Below are 18,373 nucleotides of genomic sequence, written 5' to 3' on the forward strand. Positions count from 1 at the left end.
AAGGGGGGGAGAAAAGGGGGGGAGAAAAGGGGGGGAGAAAAGGGGGGGAGAAAAGGGGGAGAAAGGGGGAGAAAGGGGGAGAAAGGGGGGAGCGCCAAAACCTTTGATATACCGTAGGGTGGGCATTGCCCACCAGCCTTAAGAAGCGTGGTATTGATATTAAGTTATGTAAATCGCCCTCAAACCCTTACATAAGACTTAGTTTGCTTCTCACCTACTTACTCTATACCCAGCAAAGGTTCTAGCAGCTTGCGTTCTTCAATGGGTAAGCTAAACAAAACACGCTTATTGCCTTTTGTTTGCTTATAGCGAACAGCAGTATCGAGAAGACGGAGAGGAATTTGAAATTCAGGATAATCACTCGCCAATTCTTGCCACACCTCCAGCCAAGTTTGTGCGGCTTTGTCGCTAACCATTTCTGACATTAGTGTGGGAACGCTTTTCACAAACCCCTGTCCTAATGTAGAAATAACCTGGTGTTTGTGGTAAAGTTCGATGAGGGTTTTGATGCGCGATCGCCAGATGGCGGAATCAGTGGTGCTATTGAATAGGTTGCGGATGATTGCCTCTGTGTCGCCTAAGTCTGACTCATCTGCATGGGCAAAGCGGTTAAGCGTGTCGTTTAATGCTTCAATGCCTTCATCCCATCGATTCAGTGCCAGTATACACTCAGCGCGGTTGAAAAAAACATCTGAATATTGATCGCCCAATGCGATTGCTGTATTAAAAGATTCTAATGCCTCTTGGTAACGTTCTAATTTACCTAATAAGCACCCACGATTATACCAAAATATTGTATTTTTTGAGTTTAACTTAATTGCTTCATCAAAAGAATCTAAGGCTTTTTTGTATTGTTTCAACTGAACTTGAACTATACCATAACCAAACCAAATTAGTTCTTTATTTGGTTCAAACTTAATAGCCTTTTCATAACAAATTAAAGCTTGTTCATAGTGTTTAATCTCATACAGTAATTCACCGTAGCAAAACCAAAGTCCTTTGGAATGCGGATTAATTTCAGCTACTTTATTATATGATGCTAATGCTTCTTCATAACATTTAAATCCAAACTTAACTATACCTCGACTTAACCAACCCTCTGCATGATTAGGGTCAAGCTCAATTATTTTATTAAAAGAGGCTAACGCTTCTTCGGTACGCTCTAGTTTTATTAGTGTCCAGCCTTTGCTCAACCAAATCTCTACATCATTAGGAGTAATTTCTAATGCTCTCTCGTAAGCATTTAAACCTTCCTCGTATTGTCCAAGTCCATCTAAAAATACACCCTTAAGATGCCAAGCTTTTACATTATTAGGGTCAATGTCAATAATTTTATTAAAAGAAACTAAGGCTTCTTTCTGGCGATTTATTTGAATCATTGCCATACCTCTTGTATCCCAAATATTTGTATTATTGGGATTAATTTCAATTGCTTCATTTAAAGCTATTATTGCTTCTTCATATCGACCTATATAATAGAATGCAAATCCTAATGTTTCTAAAACATCAATTAATTCATTTTTGTTTGTTTCTTTACTTGAAAATGATTTCAATAAAACTCCAATTAATGCAATTAGTTTTTCTTGAGTACAATTATTGATAAACGCATTAAAATTTTCTATGATATATGCATACTCATCGTAAGTATCTTGCAATGCATCAACTATATATTCTCGTTCTAATTTTGAACTTTTGTTAAGTAATAATAATCGCTGTAATAACTCTTCCTTCGTATACCAGATCCGTAAAAAATCGACAAATAACTGTATCGGTTCCCCCCGTTGCTTCTTCACCTCCAGACAAAACCGCATCAACGGTTCCCGCATTTCATAAAAAGACTCCCGCCCGATCGCGTCAGATATAACATACCCTTTCTCGCGCAAATCCTTAAGCTGACTGGATGCGGTTTGATGCGTCAGAAAACAGCGCTGGGCAATTTCTTTGACTGGAACCCCATGGCGGCGATCGCACAAAAATTCCACTATCTTCCGTTGCTGCGGCGACAGAGACGCCATCCGCGCCTGATAATAGGGTGTCAAATCATCCAGCATCCGCATAAACGGTTCCACTAATTCATCCAAAGACTGGCGAGTGAGGAACTCTGAGAAAATCACATAAACCCGGTGATTTCCCCCAGCCAGATGATGAACCGCCTGGATGCGATCGCGTCCCCTTGACTGTCGGATAAACGACTCTAATTCGCGATCGCCCCTAACTCTGGCAATATTGGCTAATAACTGTATCGCTTCCTCAACCGTTAAATCTTCTAAGTGATCAATGTCGAAAAACCCATAAAACAGCGATTTCTCTTTTTTTACCTCATCAAATAAACTCTGGGAGGTTGCCAAAATCGTACAGCAAGGATTCTCTTGCAAAAAAGCATGGAGTTGTTTTTGCCCTTTTTTACCCAACCCAGAAAAGATATCATCCAGGTTTTCCATAAGTAGGAGTAAGCTATTCTCTCCGATGATTTCCTTTAATAATTCTGCCCCAGCATGTTCCGCCTCATCCGGCGACAATTCATAAAGTGATTCAACCCGCTTAATTAACCCTTCTCGTCCCCCCTTTACCTGGATTTTGGCAAAATCTCCATCATTCTCCTGAAGCGCCCGAAATATCCGCAATAACAAATCCAGAAAGGAGGTAACGCCCCATTCTTCCTCTCGTAACCAGGCGATTAACAGGCGATTTTGCAACGCTTCCTGCTGGCGAATTCGGTGATACACCAACGAGACTAAATGGGTTTTGCCAATACCCCGTGATCCAATTAGCAAAGTGTGATGCGGCGACGGCGTAAGCACACTATCACTAATGCGTTTCACGATATCCTCGGCTAACTGATGACGCTGCACAAAGATGGCTTCTAAATCTTCATGCTGCATCAAACTAGGAGTAAAACGAGACACTTTCATATTACTAACCCCCTCGATAACCACCTCAATAGGGCGGTTGAAACCGCAACTACACAAACGAAACCCGCCTTCGCGGGTTCAAGATCTGAGTTCATGAATTGCTCCTCCTTACACCCTCGTCTAACCTGGATGTTTTTATTGTATGTCATCTTTGACTTACTAATTTATAAAATACGGTAAATTTATTGTATATTTTTTAGAGAGCGTGTTATCCTTGCCCTATAAGCAATTGAGCGCCCCTAGCTAGAACTAGAGACGCTCTCGATTGCTTACAAATTCAGTTGAGCGACTGGCTACCACCAGTGACGCTCTTTCATTTGTTTTTTCTGGTCTCGAAAGACCAAAGGATTCTTATGTCCAATAATAACAAAGAACAGGTCATCCTAGTTACAGCGACTCCCCCTGAGCCGCCTCTACCTCCTGAATCCGGGAATATCAGTTCTCTGATGGTGTATGGCGGAATAGCGGTTGCGGTAATTCTGGCAATGGCGTATTTCTCACAATCTCAGCTTAAGTCAATTGCTGAGTTGCTCAAAACGGTAAACAAGCCCAGGAAATAGGTTAAACCTTTACCAATTATTCCAGGCTTGAGCTGGAAATGGAGCCGCTACTCACGGGAGGCAGAGCCTCCCAATGAGCATTCCTAGGCAGAGCCTAGGAACGAGGCTACAGAGCCTAGGAACGAGGCTAAACGAGGCTATCCAGTCCGCGCTGGCGGACGCAAGTTTGTGTAGCCGTGAGTTCCAGTCGCCTAGGCAAAAAAGGTGCAAATATCATAATTTTGCACACTTTGTCAATTTAGTAACAAAAGTTTAATATAGTTACCCTCTACTCTAGAAATAGAGATAAAAAAGAGGGATAGTAATCATGGGCTTAATCAACAACATCGAAGTTCGTCCCTTGGAATCGGTCAAAGGCGGAACAGTCGATTTTTACACCCCCCAATCGAGTGACGAAACCATGCTAGTGCAGATTCCACCCGCTACCATGGAAGACCTATTTGTTCACCGATTTCAAACCGATCAACTTTTAGTGGTGCGGGGAAGTGTTGTGCTTGTAGTGCTAAGAAATCGCCAATATGAATATATTCCTCTAATTGACACCCAGCCAACAGTCGTAAAAATCCCGCCCGGTATTCTTCATAGTGCAATTAATCTCAATTCCGAAACTTGTGTGGTGGTGAATGCTGTCTTGCGTCACGGTACACCCCATGAACGGGATTATCAACCGATCAAACCACCGTTCCCTTACGATTTAGAATTAGCTAAAGCTAAGTTAAGAGAAGTTAATTGTTCGGATAACAGCCAATTATTACCAGTAAGCTAATTAAAAGGTTGCTCAATTCAGCCGGGAATTATCAACAGATTGGATTAAACCATCACAGGTGTTTTCTGAGTCCGAAACTGCGTGACTTTCATCCGCATTGTTGGCGGAGGAGCAACAGTTAAACCGCGACGAGTTGGCTTAATTGGACGCTGATCTGCCAAGGTTAGTTCACAGCGCGATATAATCTTTGCTAACACCAATTTCATCTCAAATAGAGCAAGTGCTGACCCAATACAGCGACGAGTTCCTCCACCAAAGGGTAAATACTCGTACTGAGAATATTGCCGTTCTAAAAAACGTTCTGGTTTAAACTGCTTCGGTTCTGGATAGATATCCTCCCGTTGATGAGTCAAATAAATCGAAGGCAGGAGTGTTGTCCCTGGCTCAAAGGTGTGACCCATAATTTCTATGGGAGATTTAACAATTCGGGGAAAAGGATTTAAAGCAATCGGATAAATCCGTAGCGTTTCCTGGCAGACTGCTGTTAAATAAGGTAATCGAGTAATAGTGCTGGAGTCAGGATCAGCAGGGAACGTTGCCAGTTCACTTAATAGTTTTTCCCGAACATCTGGGAGATGATCAATCCAGTACAATGCCCAAGCTAATGCTGAAGCCGTTGTTTCATGACCTGCAAATAATAGCGACAGCAACTCATCCCGTAATTCCTCATCACTCATGGATTGACCTGCTTCATCTCGCGCACTCAACAGTAAACTGAGGATATCTTCACCCCCCTGATCAGCGGTTTCCCGACGTTCTCGAATTTCCTTAAATAAAAGCTGGTCAATTTGCCGTCGTTGACGAATAAAACGTCCCCAGGGACTCCATGCGCCTAAATCCCATTGCAGTGACGGAAAAAAGATTAATAGGGCAGTCCAAGGAGAGGAAATAGAATCAAGCATCGAACTGAAAAGTTGCCGGAGTTTCTGATAACGTTCTCCCTGATGTAAACCAAAAACTGCACTGAGAATTACTCGCAGGGTAATTTCTTGGGTAGCCGAACGAACATAAAAGGGTTTACCAATCTGCCACTGACTGATGACTTGTTCAGTAATGGTATTAATTATCTCACCATAAGTACGCATGCGATCGCCGTGAAAGGGAGGCATAAGTAAGCGACGCTGACGCTGATGGCGATCACCATCTAGTAAAAATAGTGAGTTTTCGCCAACTAAGGGCAGCATGATTCCATTCCCACTCGCTGATTCTAAATGGGTTGAATCAGCCGTGAAGATTTGCTGAATTGCCTGAGGATTGGTGAAATACACCACGGGGGGTGATGCGCTTTTCCAGGCGAAAAAAGTTTCACCATAGCGTTGGGCGTAGTTCTCCAAAAAATCGAAGGGGCTGAAAATCCAACGGATTATCTGGAGTTTATGAATTATTTCAGGTCCGCTGGGACCATCGAGTTGGGTCATCGTTGCTTTCTCCGGGTTATATTATTTGAATGATAGTCGGTTTTATCGCAGGATCTAAACCATCGCTGGGGCTTTCTGTTGCCGACGTTGCTTGGGAACCATTCGCAGGTTGCCAGGAGGCGCGATCGTTAAACCTCGACGCATCGGTTTCACCGGACGATTATCGGTTAGTGTGAGTTCAAATTGTGACAAAATAGTCGCCAGCACCAGCTTCATTTCCAACTGTGCCAATGCTGAACCAATACAGCGACGGTTACTTCCACCAAAGGGAAAATACTCGTAAGGGGAATATTGCCGTTCTAGAAAACGTTCGGGTTTAAACTGCTTCGGTTCGGGATAGATATCTTCCCGATGATGGACTAAATAAATAGAAGGCATAAACCCTGTACCGGCTTCAAATTGATACCCCATGATTTCCATGGGTGACTTGAGAATCCGAGGGAAAGTACTGGGAGCAATGGGATAAATTCTCAGGGTTTCTTGACAAACGGCTGTCAGGTAAGGAAGTCGAGAAATTGCCATCGGATCGCTCCCTGCATCCAATGTTTCTAGTTCCTCAAGCAGCTTCTGACGCACGTCTGGCAGATAATGAATCCAATATAATGCCCAAACCAGTGCAGAAGCTGTAGTTTCATGACCGGCGATTAGGAGTGTCATTAACTGATCGTGTAATTCCTCATCCGTCATCGGCTCACCCGCTTCATCTCGCGCCGATAGGAGTAATGTTAAGATATCTGTGCCAGACCCATCACCTTGCTCGCGACGTTCGCGAATTTCATCAAAAATCAGTTGTTTGATCTGCTGCTTTAACCCCAAAAAACGCCCCCATGGACTCCAAGAACCCCAATCCTGTCGCAGCCAAGGGAAAAAGAGCATCGTGGAACTAAGGGGAGAGTCAAAGGATGCTAGGAGGGTACTCAGCAGGTGTCTCAGTTGGGTGTAACGTTCTCCTTTATGCAAGCCAAACACGGCTTGTAAAATCACCCGCAGGGTAATCTCTTGCGTATAGGTACGGATGATCAACGGTTGACCCACTGTCCATTCTGCCGTTACCGTTTCCGTAATATCACAAATAAGCTGACTATACTCTCGCAAGCGATCGCCATGAAAGGGAGGCATCAGCAGGCGGCGTTGGCGCTGATGGGGTTCACCATCGAGCAAGATTAGGGAGTTATCCCCTAGTAAATAGCGTAACACCCTATTTCCTCGACCCGATTCAAATAACTCTGGATCAGCGGTAAAAATCTCTTTAATCGCCTGGGGATTGCTCAAATACACAAAGGGAGGAGCGTTATCCCCTCCCAATTTAATCATATCTCCATACCGTTGAGCATAATCCTCTAGGTAGTCCAAGGGACGAAAAATCAGCTTAATTATCCGGAAAATTCTGAGAAATCGGGGTGTGCGCGGACCTGTGAGTGGTTTCATGGGGTTTTGCTCTTAGCGGCTACTCTTTTTATCGTGCCTAATTTTTCCCGATACGTTGTTCTAAGATTATCAGATACGTTATTCTATTTATATCTTAGGCAACCGCTAGGACAAGTCAAGAGCGGCACCAATGACTCAAACTGTTCAGGCTTCCACTATCCAAATCGATGAATTAGAATCGAGTTTTTGTTTACAAGAAATCGTCGATCATCAATTTTTTCGGGAATGGCAAGATAATTTACCAGAAATTGGCGCATGGGAAAAAGAATCATTAGATAGACTGAAAGCCGGATATCTGAATTTACTCAAGAAACCTCCATTCGCCGAAAATGCGATCAGAATGGCGGTTCTTCATCCCTTGCTATTCATCGCTGGATTTTATCTATCGCCGTTTACTGTAAAACCGGAAAAATCAATCACCATTGCTTTAAACGATGGAGATGGCTTAATTATCGAAGGACGCATTGATGTTTTAGTTTTTAAAGAGCAGTTTTGGTTAATGGTAATTGAAACGAAACGGGCAGGAATTAGTTTAGAAGCGGGAATTGCTCAACTCTTGGCTTATATGCTAGGAACACCTAATCCGGAAAAACCTGTATTTGGTCTGTTAACAAATGGGGGTCATTTCGTGTTTGCCAAATTGGTTCACGGAGAAACCCCTCAGTACGCTTTATCAGATGAGTTTGTGCTGCGCCGACGGGAGAATGAGTTGTATCGTGTCTTAAGCATCCTGAAACATTTGGCTCAATTAATTTAACCCGTTAGACTGAAATCAGGTATACCTTAACCACCCGACGTAAAATATGATCAGAATTACACTTGAACTTTCATCCGAAGTGGAAGAGAAACTAAGGGAAAGCCTTGTCCGTCATGACGCTACAGAGATGCGCCAATTATTAGCTGAAGCTTTTTCTACCACAGTGGAAACGTTGCTAAAGCAAGCATCTGAACCATCACCATCAAATGATGAGTTTGAGTTCATCGCCGATCAGTTAGCGGAGGAATTTGCCGCTTGTGTTGGATCTGATGCACCAATGTTATCTGATTATGCTGTGAGTCGTGCAGGTATTTATTCAAATTGATGTACTTTGAATTAAAGATGATAAACGCGAGCAATATCTATTCCCTGTTCCTTTATAATCTAAACCATCAACTGTAATTTTGTTCGACTACTGGACTGACACAGCTAAAATTGTGGAATAGATTTGACGTTTAACCCTCTCGCAAGTCGAAGGGTTAAACCGGGCGCAAGCCTTGCGCCCCTACAATTCTAATCTACCATTTTAGGTGTGCCACGACACTACTTATCCACGACACTACTTACAGCATTTCTCAGTCTAGTGAGGTACAGTAACAAGACGAGCTTAGCCTCTGTGAGCGCAAAAGTCTTATTCTCAATGTACCTCACCAGCATGGAAAACGCTGTATCGTTCATTTCAAGGTTTTTGGTAAAGGCGATCGCGTCCCAATTTCATACCCTTGCTTTTCAATCAAACGTTCCAACTCTTCCACCCGTTTTTTAGGTGCGGGATGGGTTGACAGGAAGGCAAAATTTGCTCCGGTTTTCTCACTCATTCGCTCAAAAAAGTCTGTGGCTCCCGCGACATGACCGTAAGTGTCATCTAATAACATTAAGCCAAACTGATCTGCTTCCTTTTCCTGAGACTGAGAATACTGCGATCGCGCAATTGTCTCCACCGCCGCCGAAGCCACTGATTGCAAGGCTCCCACGTCCCCAATAAAATAGGCTAAGGCTACCCGTACCACCAAGACTCGTCCTAAACCTCGCAGGTGATCTCGGTGAGCAAAATGACCCAATTCATGGGCTAATACCATCATCAATTCATTCTCAGACTCCATCTGTTCCAGTAAACCCTGATAAATGACAATAGCATCTCCAGGTAACGCGATCGCATTCACCGTAGACTCTGGCAAATACAGCACCTGATAATCCCGCCCGTTTTGGTGTTCGGCAGGAAGTTCTTGTTCCAAACGATCTAATAATTGGTTCAGAGTATCTTGAGTTGGGGACGGTTTAGCTTGTTTCTGGTAAACTGGCACAATTACCGCACCCAATTTTTGCTCCACACTGGGCGGAATCATCCCAATTAAACCATTTACCAGAAGATTTAATAGCCAGAGAACAGCCACAATAAATCCGATAAATAGCCCCAATAAAATTAGGATTTGGCGATTATCCGGCGGGGGATTGCGATTCGCTAAAGCATTGGACATGGACATTTTAAATCAACGTTTTCTACTCGCTCAAATCAATGAGTGACTTGATTTAATTTAAGGTTAAGATATTAATCATGATGATACAATATTATACCTGGGAGAAAAACGATCAGTTTTCTGTAGGAGGATGCCAACCTGCAAGAACCCATTGTTGTCTAACTGTGACTGATACAATATTGTTCAATTGGAGAGCAATAACCGTGGCTCTACCGCAGGCAGTACGTCCCAGAATTTGAGTACCATCCTCGCTCCAAGCAAAATGTCTTGACCATTTTTGCTGTCTGGGATTAAATAGCTTCACTCGTTTAGCCGTTACTGGGTCTTCTGCATCAGTTTGTATCCCCTTGTAACTGTTACATAGACGACAAGCTAACCATAAATTCTCTTCCTCATCTGTACCTCCTTTTGCCTTAGGAATAATATGTTCAATTTCCAAAACTCCCAGAACATATTTCTGTAAACTACGACAGTAACCGCATTGGTTGCCAGCTTGGGTGCGAATTTTGTCCCGCAGTGCTTCCGATATCCAGCCTGTATTCATCAAATTAAAGGTTCTCGCAAGCCTCGCTGAACTGCCTCGCGCAATGCCTGAGCTTTAAGTAATAGTTTCTCTTGATAAACTTGCATCAAAGCCCACAGTTGGGAACGTTCAGCATCAGTCAGTGTTCCCGCCTGTTGATTATAAAGCAATTCGCTTAAACGTTGGTCTTGTTCAGATTCCATCTGTAATTCAGTTAAAGCGATAACCTCCTGATTAGAAAGCGTAGGCACTGACACCCTTTCTTGACTCTCAGTTGATACAGTATTAGGCGTCAGCGGAGAGAAAGAAAGGGCAATCACTTGCGCCAAAACATCAGCTACATTGCGGTTTGTCAATTGGGCAAAGTATTCGGCTTTCTGGTATATATCATCTGACAAGGTTAGGGTAATTTCAGTGGTCATTCTTTTTCCGATTTATTTCACACTTGATGATTTTATTTTTGAAAGCATTAGTTATTACTCTTCGTCGGGCGGAAGGGATTTAAGAAATTAATCAAACTATAGAGTTCTCTCGACTGCACCCATAAACGCCCTTCTCCATTAAACCGACAAACTAATCCTTCCCCCCCTAAAAGTCCCGTTCTTAATCCACGAAACGATAAACCGCCCAACATTTCTACGTTGTAATTTAACGTGTCTTCAAATGCCACAATGTAACTGGTATCTACCACATAATCCCCAGCCACGGGAATTTCTATAATTGCCCCATAAGAACTAAACCAAATATCCCCTGTCCCAGTTGCCCGAATCAAAAACAATGATTCGCCACTAAAAAAGCCTTTAAACCCTTGAAACTTGGTATCTATCTCTACCGTGGGACTGGCGGCGACAAATCCAGAGGATTGAATCATCAAGCCATTCCCTTGCAAGTAATAATGACAAATATCTCCCGGTACTCCGGGCGAAACATACAACTCTCCTGATTTGCCTTCAGCCGTAAACTCACTAATAAAAAAAGACTCACCACTCACCATTCGCCCAAGTCCTTTCATTAAGCCACCCTTAGCCCTGGACTTCATTTTTATACAAGTATCCATTGCTGCCATAGCACCGGATTCAACTAAAACCGTTTCATTGGTTTTCAAGTTAAGAACCAAAGAAGCGTAAGACGGTGAATGCTCTATTTTATAGGAAATTTGATGACTCATGATAATTTATCCTTGATTTATTTTTCCCACCACTTCAGTCCACTTACAGTTAAGTAAGGGACGATACTGAACTTAACTATTTTACTGTGATTATCGCGGCGGTAGTTGAGAACCAACCTGATGACCAAAAGCACCAGGGTTGTGAGTTTGGCAATAGACGTTTCCTTGTCCTTTAAATCGACAAACCAGTCCTTCGCCGCCCAAAAAGGCACTCAGCAAACTCGATCCGGCTTTGGTAATATCAAAAGTCAGACTTTTTTCAAAAGCGACAATATGACCAGTGTCCACAACATATTCTCCATTGACAGGCACTTTATAAATTCCGCCAAATGAAGTTAACAAGACAACCCCATAGCCGCTAAAACTCAACCAAAAAATGGATTCACCTGAAAACAGAGATTTAAACCCTTGAAAGCCGAGATCAATATCAACTCCTGACTCGCTAGCCAAATAGGATGTCGCCTGAACCACTAACTCTTTACCCTTCATCTCATAGAGGAGAAGATCACCCATAAGTTTAGGCGCGAGAAAGACTTCACCCCCCGCCCTCGGTGAACGGAAAACACTTAAAAATAGCGATTCCCCCGCCACCATGCGTTTGAGTCCGCCCAAAATACCGCCACCCTTTCCCTGGCGCAATGTGGTACTCGCATTAATGGAACCATTCATGGCAATCATGCAGCCAGCTTGCGCCACTAATTCTTCATTAGCGTCCAGAACAACACGCGCGATCGCACTATCTGGTTGATGCAACAGTTCAATAGTCATTGTGGAAAAATTTGGAGTTTTATACTAACGCAATTTTGGTTGTAAATAGCTGACTAAACCACTAATACTGCGAGACTGGAGATAAATTTCTCCTGTACCCGTGAGTCGATTAATGAATCCTTCGCCAGAAGTCATTGAACCAAATAAACCGCCCGCCAAGCCAACATTCATGCGAATCGTCGGTTCATAAGCGACTAAATGACCCGTATCAACAATAAAATCACCGTTAACCCGCTTTTTCGTCAATCCACCATAGGCACCAAAAAATACCTTACCCTGACCCTTAACTTGAAGTTTGAACAATCCTTCTCCAGAAAACCAACTCTTAAAACCCGCCCACCGCACACTTAGTTTGACGCCAGAGGTATGGCAAATATAAGCACCAGGTTGAAAGCAAAAGGAACGTCCGCGCAAGTCCACACCAACAATGTCGCCAATGGTGGACTGGGTGAGAACCAAGGTTAAGGGTTGTTGCGTTTTATTATGAAATGTATTAACAAATAACGATTCTCCCCCAAAGAACTTTTTGAGTAAGCCTGAGATAAAACCACCCGAAAACTCCGTCTTCACGGTGAGTCTACCATCCATACTGGTCATCGCACCTGCTTGGGCTGTGATTCTGTCACCGGGATTTAGTGTCAGGAAAATAGCGGCAAATGCTGGCTTGTAGCGAATTTCATAGTCCACTGCCAAATCTCCTACAACGTAGAGATATTATTTAGTTTGACAGTAATGGTGCCAATGTCCAGATTTCTTAAAAAAAATAAACCCTGGTTAAAAAATATAACGGCAAAGGGATTGGCGTGAGGTATGACCCTTCATCCTTGACATAAGACGGAGGATATCCGTTAAACCTTTGACCAAAATGTCATTGGGTAAACGCTACTCACTGGGGTATGCATCAGGGAAGAGACTGGTGTTTGCACCGGTGTGGGTTGTTGAGGGATTGATGCAGGTTTAAACAAGAACCAAGCCGCAATTAGACCTAACACACCAACGACGGCGGCGATCGCAGCAATCCAGATCAGGGGAGACTTCTGGCGTTTTGCTCCAGGAATTTGGCGCTGCAATCCCAGTAAATCTAGCCATTCCTGTATGGTTTGGGGGCGTTCATCAACCTGTAGCGCCATACCGATGAGGATCACTTCATTGGTGCGATCGCTAATTTGTTCATTGATCTGTTTTGGCGGAATTAATCGCGCTTTAGACAGACAGCGATCCATTGCCGTTGGCGGAATTTCTCCCGTAACTAAAAAGTATAGCGTTGCGGCTAATGAATAAACATCCGTATAAGCTCCTAGGGGAGTTTCTACATTATAAAGCTCTAGGGCATCAAACCCATCGGCTGTATGAGTATCAACCGTTGTTGATGCATCATTACATTCTCGCGCTAAGCCAAAATCAATTAACACTGCTTCTGATTGACCCGTTCGTAACCGAATATTACTTGGCTTTACATCCCGATGGATTAACCCCGCCTCGTGGATCACTTTCAGCGCTTCGCCAATTTGTTGGATATAAAGCAGCGCTTCTGATTCTGGCAAACCTTTTTGGGCGTGGCTGGCTAAATCGACACCATCGAGATACTCCATAACCATGCCAACCTGGTGTCCTTCGACCAACGGTTCTTTAACTTGCACCAGATTAGGATGTCGGCATTTTACCAGCTTTACAGCTTCGCACAAAAACGTTTCCTGAAGCTGATCGACTTCCGGTTGGCTGAAGTCGTGGATCAACTGATCACTCAGGGTTTTGACCACCCATTGAGTTTTCTTGCGATCGCTAGCCAGATAGGTAACGCTAAATTGTCCGCGTTTTAATTCTTTTTCCAGAATATAATTGTTGCCATGCAACTTCTGTCCAGAAGACCAAGTCATTGCTCAAAATTGGTGAAACATATCATCGATTTTGGCATAGTCTGAAGAGAATGTGCTATTAGCTAAACTTTACAATAACTGAGGTTATCTACGGGCGGTGATATGACTAATTAATTTATTACTCAGAGAATAATCTCGCTCTTTGGGTTTGAAATGGGGGTGGCGATCACCCTTCTCCAAATTGTCCTAGTTTGACAGACTCGCACTCACTTATTTAACCAAATATAAACGCAATTTTTTTCTGGCTTCGACATCAAATTTTACTCCCACTTCCATGCCACGGATTGTCTGTACTGACTCCTGTTCAGCATCATTAATGCGAATACAAAGAGTTTTTGAGTTGCTTCAATTACTTTTTGTTTTCGAGCAATTAAAACATCCTCACTATCTAAATGATTGCTAAACCCCACCATCACCGCATCATAATAGGCTTTGTCGGGCTGATCTTGAAAGTTCATATTATTGGGTTCAAATGGTTATCGCGTCTTGCCTTTACCTACATTCCTTTCCCAATCAGTTACTCACGTTTGCTGTCTGACTCTTGGGCATCATTAAAACTAGGAAGTTCCTCCAAAGGACATTGTAAGATGCTACATAAAGCCTGTGTCTGACGAATCGTGAGTCGAGGTTCAAATCTGCCAGCTTCCCAGTTGCTGACAGTCTGATCTGTGACGCCTACCGCATCCGCTACCTGTTTCTGAGTTAGTCCCAACCGTTTTCTTAGCTTCATCAGCTTACTCCCTGAACTCATCGCCTCCTAATTGCCTTAACTATACTCTGCCAACTCGTCTAAGGTTAAATCGAGCAAATCACACAATGCTTTAGTCTGGATGGGGTATAGCTTTGGGATATGTCTGCCAGCTTCCCAATTTTTCACAGTAGTTACCGTCACACCCAATTGATCAGCGACTTGCTGCTGCGTCAGATGCAGTGATTCACGCTGGCGTTTAAGCTTTTCCCCCACACTCGTCATTACTGTTTTATTCCAAAATCCTCATGGTTAAATTGACTTAACCAGAATTTGCCCGTAGTATGAAGGCATAACTTCATATGGTCAGAAAGCCAGTGCATCCCGGCGACCAACCTCTTAGCACTGGCTCTGGCTCCAATTTCAGATGGAGACACATTTATTATGCCTTACAAAGAACGCCTTTATCCTTGGGTGCTGGTTCGCCTGCTACCCAAAATGCAAGGAGTCACTGTAGCACAGTATCGTAGCCGTTCCGATGCTGATGGTCATCTTCGCATACTCCGCCGTTTGATGCCGAATGCCCAATTTGTGGTGATGTTTAATCCGGGCTTACCACCAGAGTATCAGCAGCACTCGCGTTAGTGGTGTGACACAGCTCGAATCGTGGATTAGATTTTACGGTTAAATCGGGCGCACGTCGGTGGAAAGGGCGCACGTCGGTGCGCCCCTACGGTTTCCGGGCGTGGGCTAATCTATAAATATTTCTCAAATCCTTACTCCTTCACAATCTCAAACAAATCCTCTATCAATACATCAAATGTCCGTGCCAACTTCAGCAGCGCCCCAATATCCACCATTGTCATCCCCGGCGATCGCGCGTAGGTTTTGATGGTACTATAGGGAACTCCAGACCGTTCAGCGACATCCAGCAACGTCCAGTTCTCCCTGGCAGCTAGTTCCCTAATCCGCAACCGAACTCGTTCACCTCTTGACATAAAGTTTAAATTTCGTCTACACTAAGCAAATTAAAAGCGATCGCACCTAAGTTTACGAAGCCAAAGAGCGATCGCCATATCATATCTACAACCCCATGATTTGGGGCGCATCTTCTATGTTATCAACACTTCAGGTAAAATCAAGAGCCACTCATCCGTTACAGCGATTTGTTACTCCAGAAGCCATTGCGCTTCTGCTCAATCTCCATCCCGATGAGATTTATCGCATTGACTGCTGGCGATATGTAATCCACGTTGTTGGCAAGGGAGTCAGTACGTTTGTCAGTTACGCCGATATCCCGCCAATTTTAGGCGTAGACTCGCCCACGCTGAAAGATACCCTCTGTTGGCGCAGACGCTGGCGCAAGAATCGGTACAAAGCACCGGACTTTTGGGCTAAATTTTACCAGCAGAAGTTTCAGCAATCCCTATCTCTGTCAGAACTGTATCAATGGGGGGAGTTGGTGAACCGGATTCAATTTGGACTGTCGGGCGCAACCCTAGAATGGCTGCGAAGCATTTATATAAAGGAGAGAGAATCATTCAACTTCTGAAACAAAACCAGATATATCTCATCTGTTGCACGATTCTCAATCAGCCACATTGTAGTGACGTAGCACACCTAAACAAGATAAATTAACCTGACGCCCGCAAACCGTAGGGGCGCACCGACGTGCGCCCTATTTAACCGACGTGCGCCCTATTTAACGGTAAAATCTCTTCCACTACGTTCCTCAACCCAACCGACAACGGTGACATGCTCAATTATGGGATGAGCTTTCAGACGTTCCACGCCTTACGTCTGAAACATGCACCGGCACCCCGAAAAAGGGCGGGTTTAGTAGAGACGCGCCATGGCGCGTCTCTACAAGGGTTGTCTGCAAAACGTTATCGGTAAAACCCGCCCCTACAACCCGGCTCCCCTTTGAGTAAGCTACAATTATTAAGAAATCTATATTAAGAGATCTGACCTCTCCCAACTCATTGCCTAACGCCTCTATGACTCTTCCGATTCGCAACGTTGCCATTATTGCCCACGTCGATCACGGCAAAACCACCTTGGTTGACGCCCTACTCAAACAATCCGGTATCTTCCGTGAAGGGGAAGAGGTTCCCGATTGCGTTATGGACTCCAATGATTTGGAGCGAGAGCGGGGAATTACGATTCTGTCTAAAAATACAGCAGTTCACTATAAAGATATCTTAATCAATATTGTTGATACTCCCGGTCACGCCGATTTTGGTGGGGAAGTGGAACGGGTATTAGGTATGGTGGATGGTTGTATCTTAATTGTGGATGCAAATGAAGGACCGATGCCACAAACCCGGTTCGTCCTCAAAAAAGCCTTGGAAAAAGGACTACGCCCGATTGTGGTGGTGAATAAAATTGACCGTCCTCAAGCTGATCCCTACGGTGCTGTGGATAAAGTCCTCGATTTGTTTATTGAGTTGGGGGCGGATGATGATCAGTGTGAGTTTCCTTATCTGTTTGCGTCTGGGTTACAAGGGTACGCTAAAGACGATTTAGATGGCGAAGGGGTGGATATGCAACCCATGTTTGAAGCTATCCTGCGCCATGTGCCGCCGCCTGTGGGTGATGTGACTAAACCTCTGCAATTGCAAGTTACTACCCTGGATTATTCGGATTATCTGGGTCGAATTGTGATTGGTAGAATCCATAATGGCGTAATTAAAGCGGGTCAACAAGCGGCTTTAGTAACAGAAAATGGGGAAATTGTCAAGACTAAAATTAGTAAACTCATGGGGTTTGATGGACTCCAGCGGGTTGATTTAGAAGAAGCCTCTGCTGGAAATATTGTCGCCGTGGCGGGGTTTGCGAATGCTAATATCGGTGAGACGATTACCTGTCCTAATGAACCCCAAGCCTTACCTTTAATTAAGGTTGATGAACCGACATTGCAGATGACGTTCTCCGTGAACGATTCGCCGTTTGCGGGTCAGGAAGGGGATTACGTCACATCACGGCAATTGCGCGATCGCTTGATGCGAGAATTAGAGACGAATGTGGCTCTGCGTGTGGATGAAACCGATTCTCCCGATAAATTCTTAGTCTCTGGGCGGGGGGAATTACACCTGGGTATCCTGATTGAAACCATGCGCCGGGAGGGGTATGAGTTTCAGGTGTCTCAGCCGCAAGTGATTTATCGGGAAGTGAAAGGTCAACCCTGCGAACCTTACGAAGTTTTGGCGCTAGACATTCCTGAAGAAGCCGTGGGTAGCTGTATTGAACGGTTGGGACAGCGCAAGGGCGAAATGCAGAATATGCACGTTAGTGGTAATGGTCGCACTCAATTGGAATTTGTGATTCCCGCACGGGGTTTAATTGGCTTCCGGGGTGAATTCATGCGCCTGACTCGTGGTGATGGGATTATGAATCACAGTTTCTTGGATTATCGTCCGCTTTCCGGTGATGTGGAAACCCGCCGCAATGGGGTGATTATTGCCTTTGAGGAAGGGGTAGCGACATTCTATTCCTTGAAAAATGGCGAAGACCGAGGTGTATTCTTTATTACACCAGGGACGCGGGTTTATAAGGGGATGATTGTTGGCGAACACAACCGTCCTCAAGATTTGGATTTGAATGTTTGTAAGACTAAGCAGTTAACTAACCATCGTTCCGCCACCGGGGATGAATTGGTGCAGTTGCAAGCGCCAGCCGAGATGAGTTTGGAACGGGCGTTGGAATATATCGGACCCGAAGAATTGGTGGAAGTCACGCCGCAGTCGGTGCGGTTGCGGAAGGTGACGAAGAAGTTAGTCAGGCGTTAACGTAGGGGCGCACGGAGCGTGCGCCCTAAACTGACGTGCGTCTATGTCAACTTAAGCTGAAAACCAATACTGACAAGGTTTTAAGCTGTTTCTGTCTACTCCTCGACATTTTCCCCCTCATCCCCTAACCCCAACTCCATCCCCCCTAGCCCCCATCCCCCCTAGCCCCCAACCCCCCAAGCCCCCATCCCCCCTAGCCCCCCACCCCCCGAGCCCCCCACCCCCCCCGCCCCCCCAGGGAA

The 18,373-nt window shown here is 44.5% G+C and carries 21 protein-coding genes; 7 read left to right on the forward strand and 14 right to left on the reverse strand.

The window, feature by feature from the left end:
- Nucleotides 1-218: 218 nt before the first annotated feature.
- Nucleotides 219-2,912: a tetratricopeptide repeat protein gene (locus RLO19_RS05395; protein ID WP_446354519.1), complete on the reverse strand. Its 2,694-nt coding sequence runs from the start codon at nucleotides 2,910-2,912 to the stop codon at nucleotides 219-221.
- A 353-nt stretch (nucleotides 2,913-3,265) separates the two neighbouring features.
- On the opposite strand from RLO19_RS05395, the gene RLO19_RS05400 reads away from it, so the two are divergent.
- Entirely contained in the window at nucleotides 3,266-3,472 is a 207-nt protein-coding gene (locus RLO19_RS05400) for a hypothetical protein (RefSeq protein WP_446354521.1), read from the forward strand.
- A 307-nt stretch (nucleotides 3,473-3,779) separates the two neighbouring features.
- The gene (locus RLO19_RS05405; protein ID WP_446354522.1) at nucleotides 3,780-4,238 is read left to right on the forward strand and encodes a dTDP-4-dehydrorhamnose 3,5-epimerase; all 459 of its coding nucleotides are present in this window, start codon (nucleotides 3,780-3,782) and stop codon (nucleotides 4,236-4,238) included.
- A gap of 44 nt (nucleotides 4,239-4,282) precedes the next feature.
- On the opposite strand, the gene RLO19_RS05410 is transcribed toward RLO19_RS05405, so the two are convergent.
- Nucleotides 4,283-5,656 (reverse strand): cytochrome P450, encoded by a 1,374-nt coding sequence (locus RLO19_RS05410; protein ID WP_446354524.1) that lies wholly within the window; start codon nucleotides 5,654-5,656, stop codon nucleotides 4,283-4,285.
- 54 nt (nucleotides 5,657-5,710) lie between these two features.
- The gene (locus tag RLO19_RS05415) at nucleotides 5,711-7,084 is read right to left on the reverse strand and encodes a cytochrome P450 (RefSeq protein ID WP_446354526.1); all 1,374 of its coding nucleotides are present in this window, start codon (nucleotides 7,082-7,084) and stop codon (nucleotides 5,711-5,713) included.
- Nucleotides 7,085-7,214: 130 nt separating this feature from the next.
- On the opposite strand from RLO19_RS05415, the gene RLO19_RS05420 reads away from it, so the two are divergent.
- Entirely contained in the window at nucleotides 7,215-7,841 is a 627-nt protein-coding gene (locus RLO19_RS05420; RefSeq protein ID WP_446354528.1) for a restriction endonuclease subunit R, read from the forward strand.
- Nucleotides 7,842-7,887: 46 nt separating this feature from the next.
- Nucleotides 7,888-8,166 (forward strand): hypothetical protein, encoded by a 279-nt coding sequence (locus tag RLO19_RS05425; protein ID WP_446354530.1) that lies wholly within the window; start codon nucleotides 7,888-7,890, stop codon nucleotides 8,164-8,166.
- A 349-nt stretch (nucleotides 8,167-8,515) separates the two neighbouring features.
- On the opposite strand, the gene RLO19_RS05430 is transcribed toward RLO19_RS05425, so the two are convergent.
- The 10 genes from RLO19_RS05430 to RLO19_RS05475 form a co-directional block, all read right to left on the reverse strand.
- Nucleotides 8,516-9,319 carry a M48 family metallopeptidase gene (locus RLO19_RS05430; protein WP_446354546.1) on the reverse strand — a complete coding sequence of 268 codons (804 nt, stop codon included), beginning with the start codon at nucleotides 9,317-9,319 and terminating at the stop codon, nucleotides 8,516-8,518.
- 112 nt (nucleotides 9,320-9,431) lie between these two features.
- The gene (locus RLO19_RS05435) at nucleotides 9,432-9,863 is read right to left on the reverse strand and encodes an HNH endonuclease (RefSeq protein WP_446354532.1); all 432 of its coding nucleotides are present in this window, start codon (nucleotides 9,861-9,863) and stop codon (nucleotides 9,432-9,434) included.
- Nucleotides 9,863-10,264, reverse strand: a complete 402-nt coding sequence (locus RLO19_RS05440; protein WP_446354534.1) for a hypothetical protein — start codon at nucleotides 10,262-10,264, stop codon at nucleotides 9,863-9,865. The genes RLO19_RS05435 and RLO19_RS05440 overlap by 1 nt, the downstream gene beginning before the upstream one ends.
- A 47-nt stretch (nucleotides 10,265-10,311) precedes the next feature.
- Complete coding sequence (locus tag RLO19_RS05445; RefSeq protein WP_446337031.1) at nucleotides 10,312-11,010, reverse strand: TIGR00266 family protein; 699 nt, start codon at nucleotides 11,008-11,010, stop codon at nucleotides 10,312-10,314.
- A gap of 90 nt (nucleotides 11,011-11,100) precedes the next feature.
- Entirely contained in the window at nucleotides 11,101-11,778 is a 678-nt protein-coding gene (locus tag RLO19_RS05450; RefSeq protein WP_446354535.1) for a TIGR00266 family protein, read from the reverse strand.
- Nucleotides 11,779-11,802: 24 nt separating this feature from the next.
- The gene (locus RLO19_RS05455; RefSeq protein WP_446354537.1) at nucleotides 11,803-12,465 is read right to left on the reverse strand and encodes a TIGR00266 family protein; all 663 of its coding nucleotides are present in this window, start codon (nucleotides 12,463-12,465) and stop codon (nucleotides 11,803-11,805) included.
- A 161-nt stretch (nucleotides 12,466-12,626) separates the two neighbouring features.
- A complete protein-coding gene (locus RLO19_RS05460) occupies nucleotides 12,627-13,655 on the reverse strand; it encodes a serine/threonine protein kinase (protein WP_446354538.1) in 1,029 nt (342 codons plus the stop codon).
- A gap of 260 nt (nucleotides 13,656-13,915) precedes the next feature.
- The gene (locus tag RLO19_RS05465; protein WP_446354540.1) at nucleotides 13,916-14,113 is read right to left on the reverse strand and encodes a hypothetical protein; all 198 of its coding nucleotides are present in this window, start codon (nucleotides 14,111-14,113) and stop codon (nucleotides 13,916-13,918) included.
- A gap of 59 nt (nucleotides 14,114-14,172) precedes the next feature.
- The gene (locus tag RLO19_RS05470) at nucleotides 14,173-14,385 is read right to left on the reverse strand and encodes a helix-turn-helix transcriptional regulator (RefSeq protein WP_446337038.1); all 213 of its coding nucleotides are present in this window, start codon (nucleotides 14,383-14,385) and stop codon (nucleotides 14,173-14,175) included.
- A gap of 36 nt (nucleotides 14,386-14,421) precedes the next feature.
- Entirely contained in the window at nucleotides 14,422-14,628 is a 207-nt protein-coding gene (locus tag RLO19_RS05475) for a helix-turn-helix transcriptional regulator (RefSeq protein WP_006105643.1), read from the reverse strand.
- A 159-nt stretch (nucleotides 14,629-14,787) separates the two neighbouring features.
- Between RLO19_RS05475 and RLO19_RS05480 the strand changes: the two genes are divergently transcribed.
- Entirely contained in the window at nucleotides 14,788-14,988 is a 201-nt protein-coding gene (locus RLO19_RS05480) for a hypothetical protein (RefSeq protein WP_446354542.1), read from the forward strand.
- A 131-nt stretch (nucleotides 14,989-15,119) separates the two neighbouring features.
- Here RLO19_RS05480 and RLO19_RS05485 read toward each other — a convergent pair whose 3' ends face one another.
- Complete coding sequence (locus tag RLO19_RS05485) at nucleotides 15,120-15,341, reverse strand: helix-turn-helix domain-containing protein (protein ID WP_044210723.1); 222 nt, start codon at nucleotides 15,339-15,341, stop codon at nucleotides 15,120-15,122.
- 116 nt (nucleotides 15,342-15,457) lie between these two features.
- On the opposite strand from RLO19_RS05485, the gene RLO19_RS05490 reads away from it, so the two are divergent.
- Together RLO19_RS05490 and typA are read left to right on the forward strand one after the other, a co-directional pair.
- Complete coding sequence (locus RLO19_RS05490) at nucleotides 15,458-15,895, forward strand: hypothetical protein (protein ID WP_446354543.1); 438 nt, start codon at nucleotides 15,458-15,460, stop codon at nucleotides 15,893-15,895.
- A gap of 445 nt (nucleotides 15,896-16,340) precedes the next feature.
- Nucleotides 16,341-18,131 carry a translational GTPase TypA gene (gene typA, locus RLO19_RS05495; RefSeq protein ID WP_446354544.1) on the forward strand — a complete coding sequence of 597 codons (1,791 nt, stop codon included), beginning with the start codon at nucleotides 16,341-16,343 and terminating at the stop codon, nucleotides 18,129-18,131.
- Nucleotides 18,132-18,373: the final 242 nt, after the last annotated feature.

It is taken from the genome of Coleofasciculus sp. G2-EDA-02 (genome assembly GCF_040226375.1).
Taxonomy (GTDB): Bacteria; Cyanobacteriota; Cyanobacteriia; order Cyanobacteriales; family Coleofasciculaceae; genus Coleofasciculus.

Bases quoted from the DNA above. Each gene is read 5' to 3' on its own strand.
- RLO19_RS05400 (WP_446354521.1), top strand. From the start codon at position 3,266: ATGTCCAATAATAACAAAGAACAGGTCATCCTAGTTACAGCGACTCCC.
- RLO19_RS05485 (WP_044210723.1), bottom strand. From the start codon at position 15,341: ATGTCAAGAGGTGAACGAGTTCGGTTGCGGATTAGGGAACTAGCTGCC.
- RLO19_RS05410 (WP_446354524.1), bottom strand. From the start codon at position 5,656: ATGACCCAACTCGATGGTCCCAGCGGACCTGAAATAATTCATAAACTC.
- RLO19_RS05405 (WP_446354522.1), top strand. From the start codon at position 3,780: ATGGGCTTAATCAACAACATCGAAGTTCGTCCCTTGGAATCGGTCAAA.
- RLO19_RS05425 (WP_446354530.1), top strand. From the start codon at position 7,888: ATGATCAGAATTACACTTGAACTTTCATCCGAAGTGGAAGAGAAACTA.
- RLO19_RS05475 (WP_006105643.1), bottom strand. From the start codon at position 14,628: ATGACGAGTGTGGGGGAAAAGCTTAAACGCCAGCGTGAATCACTGCAT.
- RLO19_RS05440 (WP_446354534.1), bottom strand. From the start codon at position 10,264: ATGACCACTGAAATTACCCTAACCTTGTCAGATGATATATACCAGAAA.
- RLO19_RS05395 (WP_446354519.1), bottom strand. From the start codon at position 2,912: ATGAAAGTGTCTCGTTTTACTCCTAGTTTGATGCAGCATGAAGATTTA.
- RLO19_RS05465 (WP_446354540.1), bottom strand. From the start codon at position 14,113: ATGAACTTTCAAGATCAGCCCGACAAAGCCTATTATGATGCGGTGATG.
- RLO19_RS05490 (WP_446354543.1), top strand. From the start codon at position 15,458: ATGTTATCAACACTTCAGGTAAAATCAAGAGCCACTCATCCGTTACAG.
- typA (WP_446354544.1), top strand. From the start codon at position 16,341: ATGACTCTTCCGATTCGCAACGTTGCCATTATTGCCCACGTCGATCAC.
- RLO19_RS05445 (WP_446337031.1), bottom strand. From the start codon at position 11,010: ATGAGTCATCAAATTTCCTATAAAATAGAGCATTCACCGTCTTACGCT.
- RLO19_RS05470 (WP_446337038.1), bottom strand. From the start codon at position 14,385: ATGAAGCTAAGAAAACGGTTGGGACTAACTCAGAAACAGGTAGCGGAT.
- RLO19_RS05450 (WP_446354535.1), bottom strand. From the start codon at position 11,778: ATGACTATTGAACTGTTGCATCAACCAGATAGTGCGATCGCGCGTGTT.
- RLO19_RS05480 (WP_446354542.1), top strand. From the start codon at position 14,788: ATGCCTTACAAAGAACGCCTTTATCCTTGGGTGCTGGTTCGCCTGCTA.
- RLO19_RS05435 (WP_446354532.1), bottom strand. From the start codon at position 9,863: ATGAATACAGGCTGGATATCGGAAGCACTGCGGGACAAAATTCGCACC.
- RLO19_RS05420 (WP_446354528.1), top strand. From the start codon at position 7,215: ATGACTCAAACTGTTCAGGCTTCCACTATCCAAATCGATGAATTAGAA.
- RLO19_RS05430 (WP_446354546.1), bottom strand. From the start codon at position 9,319: ATGTCCAATGCTTTAGCGAATCGCAATCCCCCGCCGGATAATCGCCAA.
- RLO19_RS05460 (WP_446354538.1), bottom strand. From the start codon at position 13,655: ATGACTTGGTCTTCTGGACAGAAGTTGCATGGCAACAATTATATTCTG.
- RLO19_RS05415 (WP_446354526.1), bottom strand. From the start codon at position 7,084: ATGAAACCACTCACAGGTCCGCGCACACCCCGATTTCTCAGAATTTTC.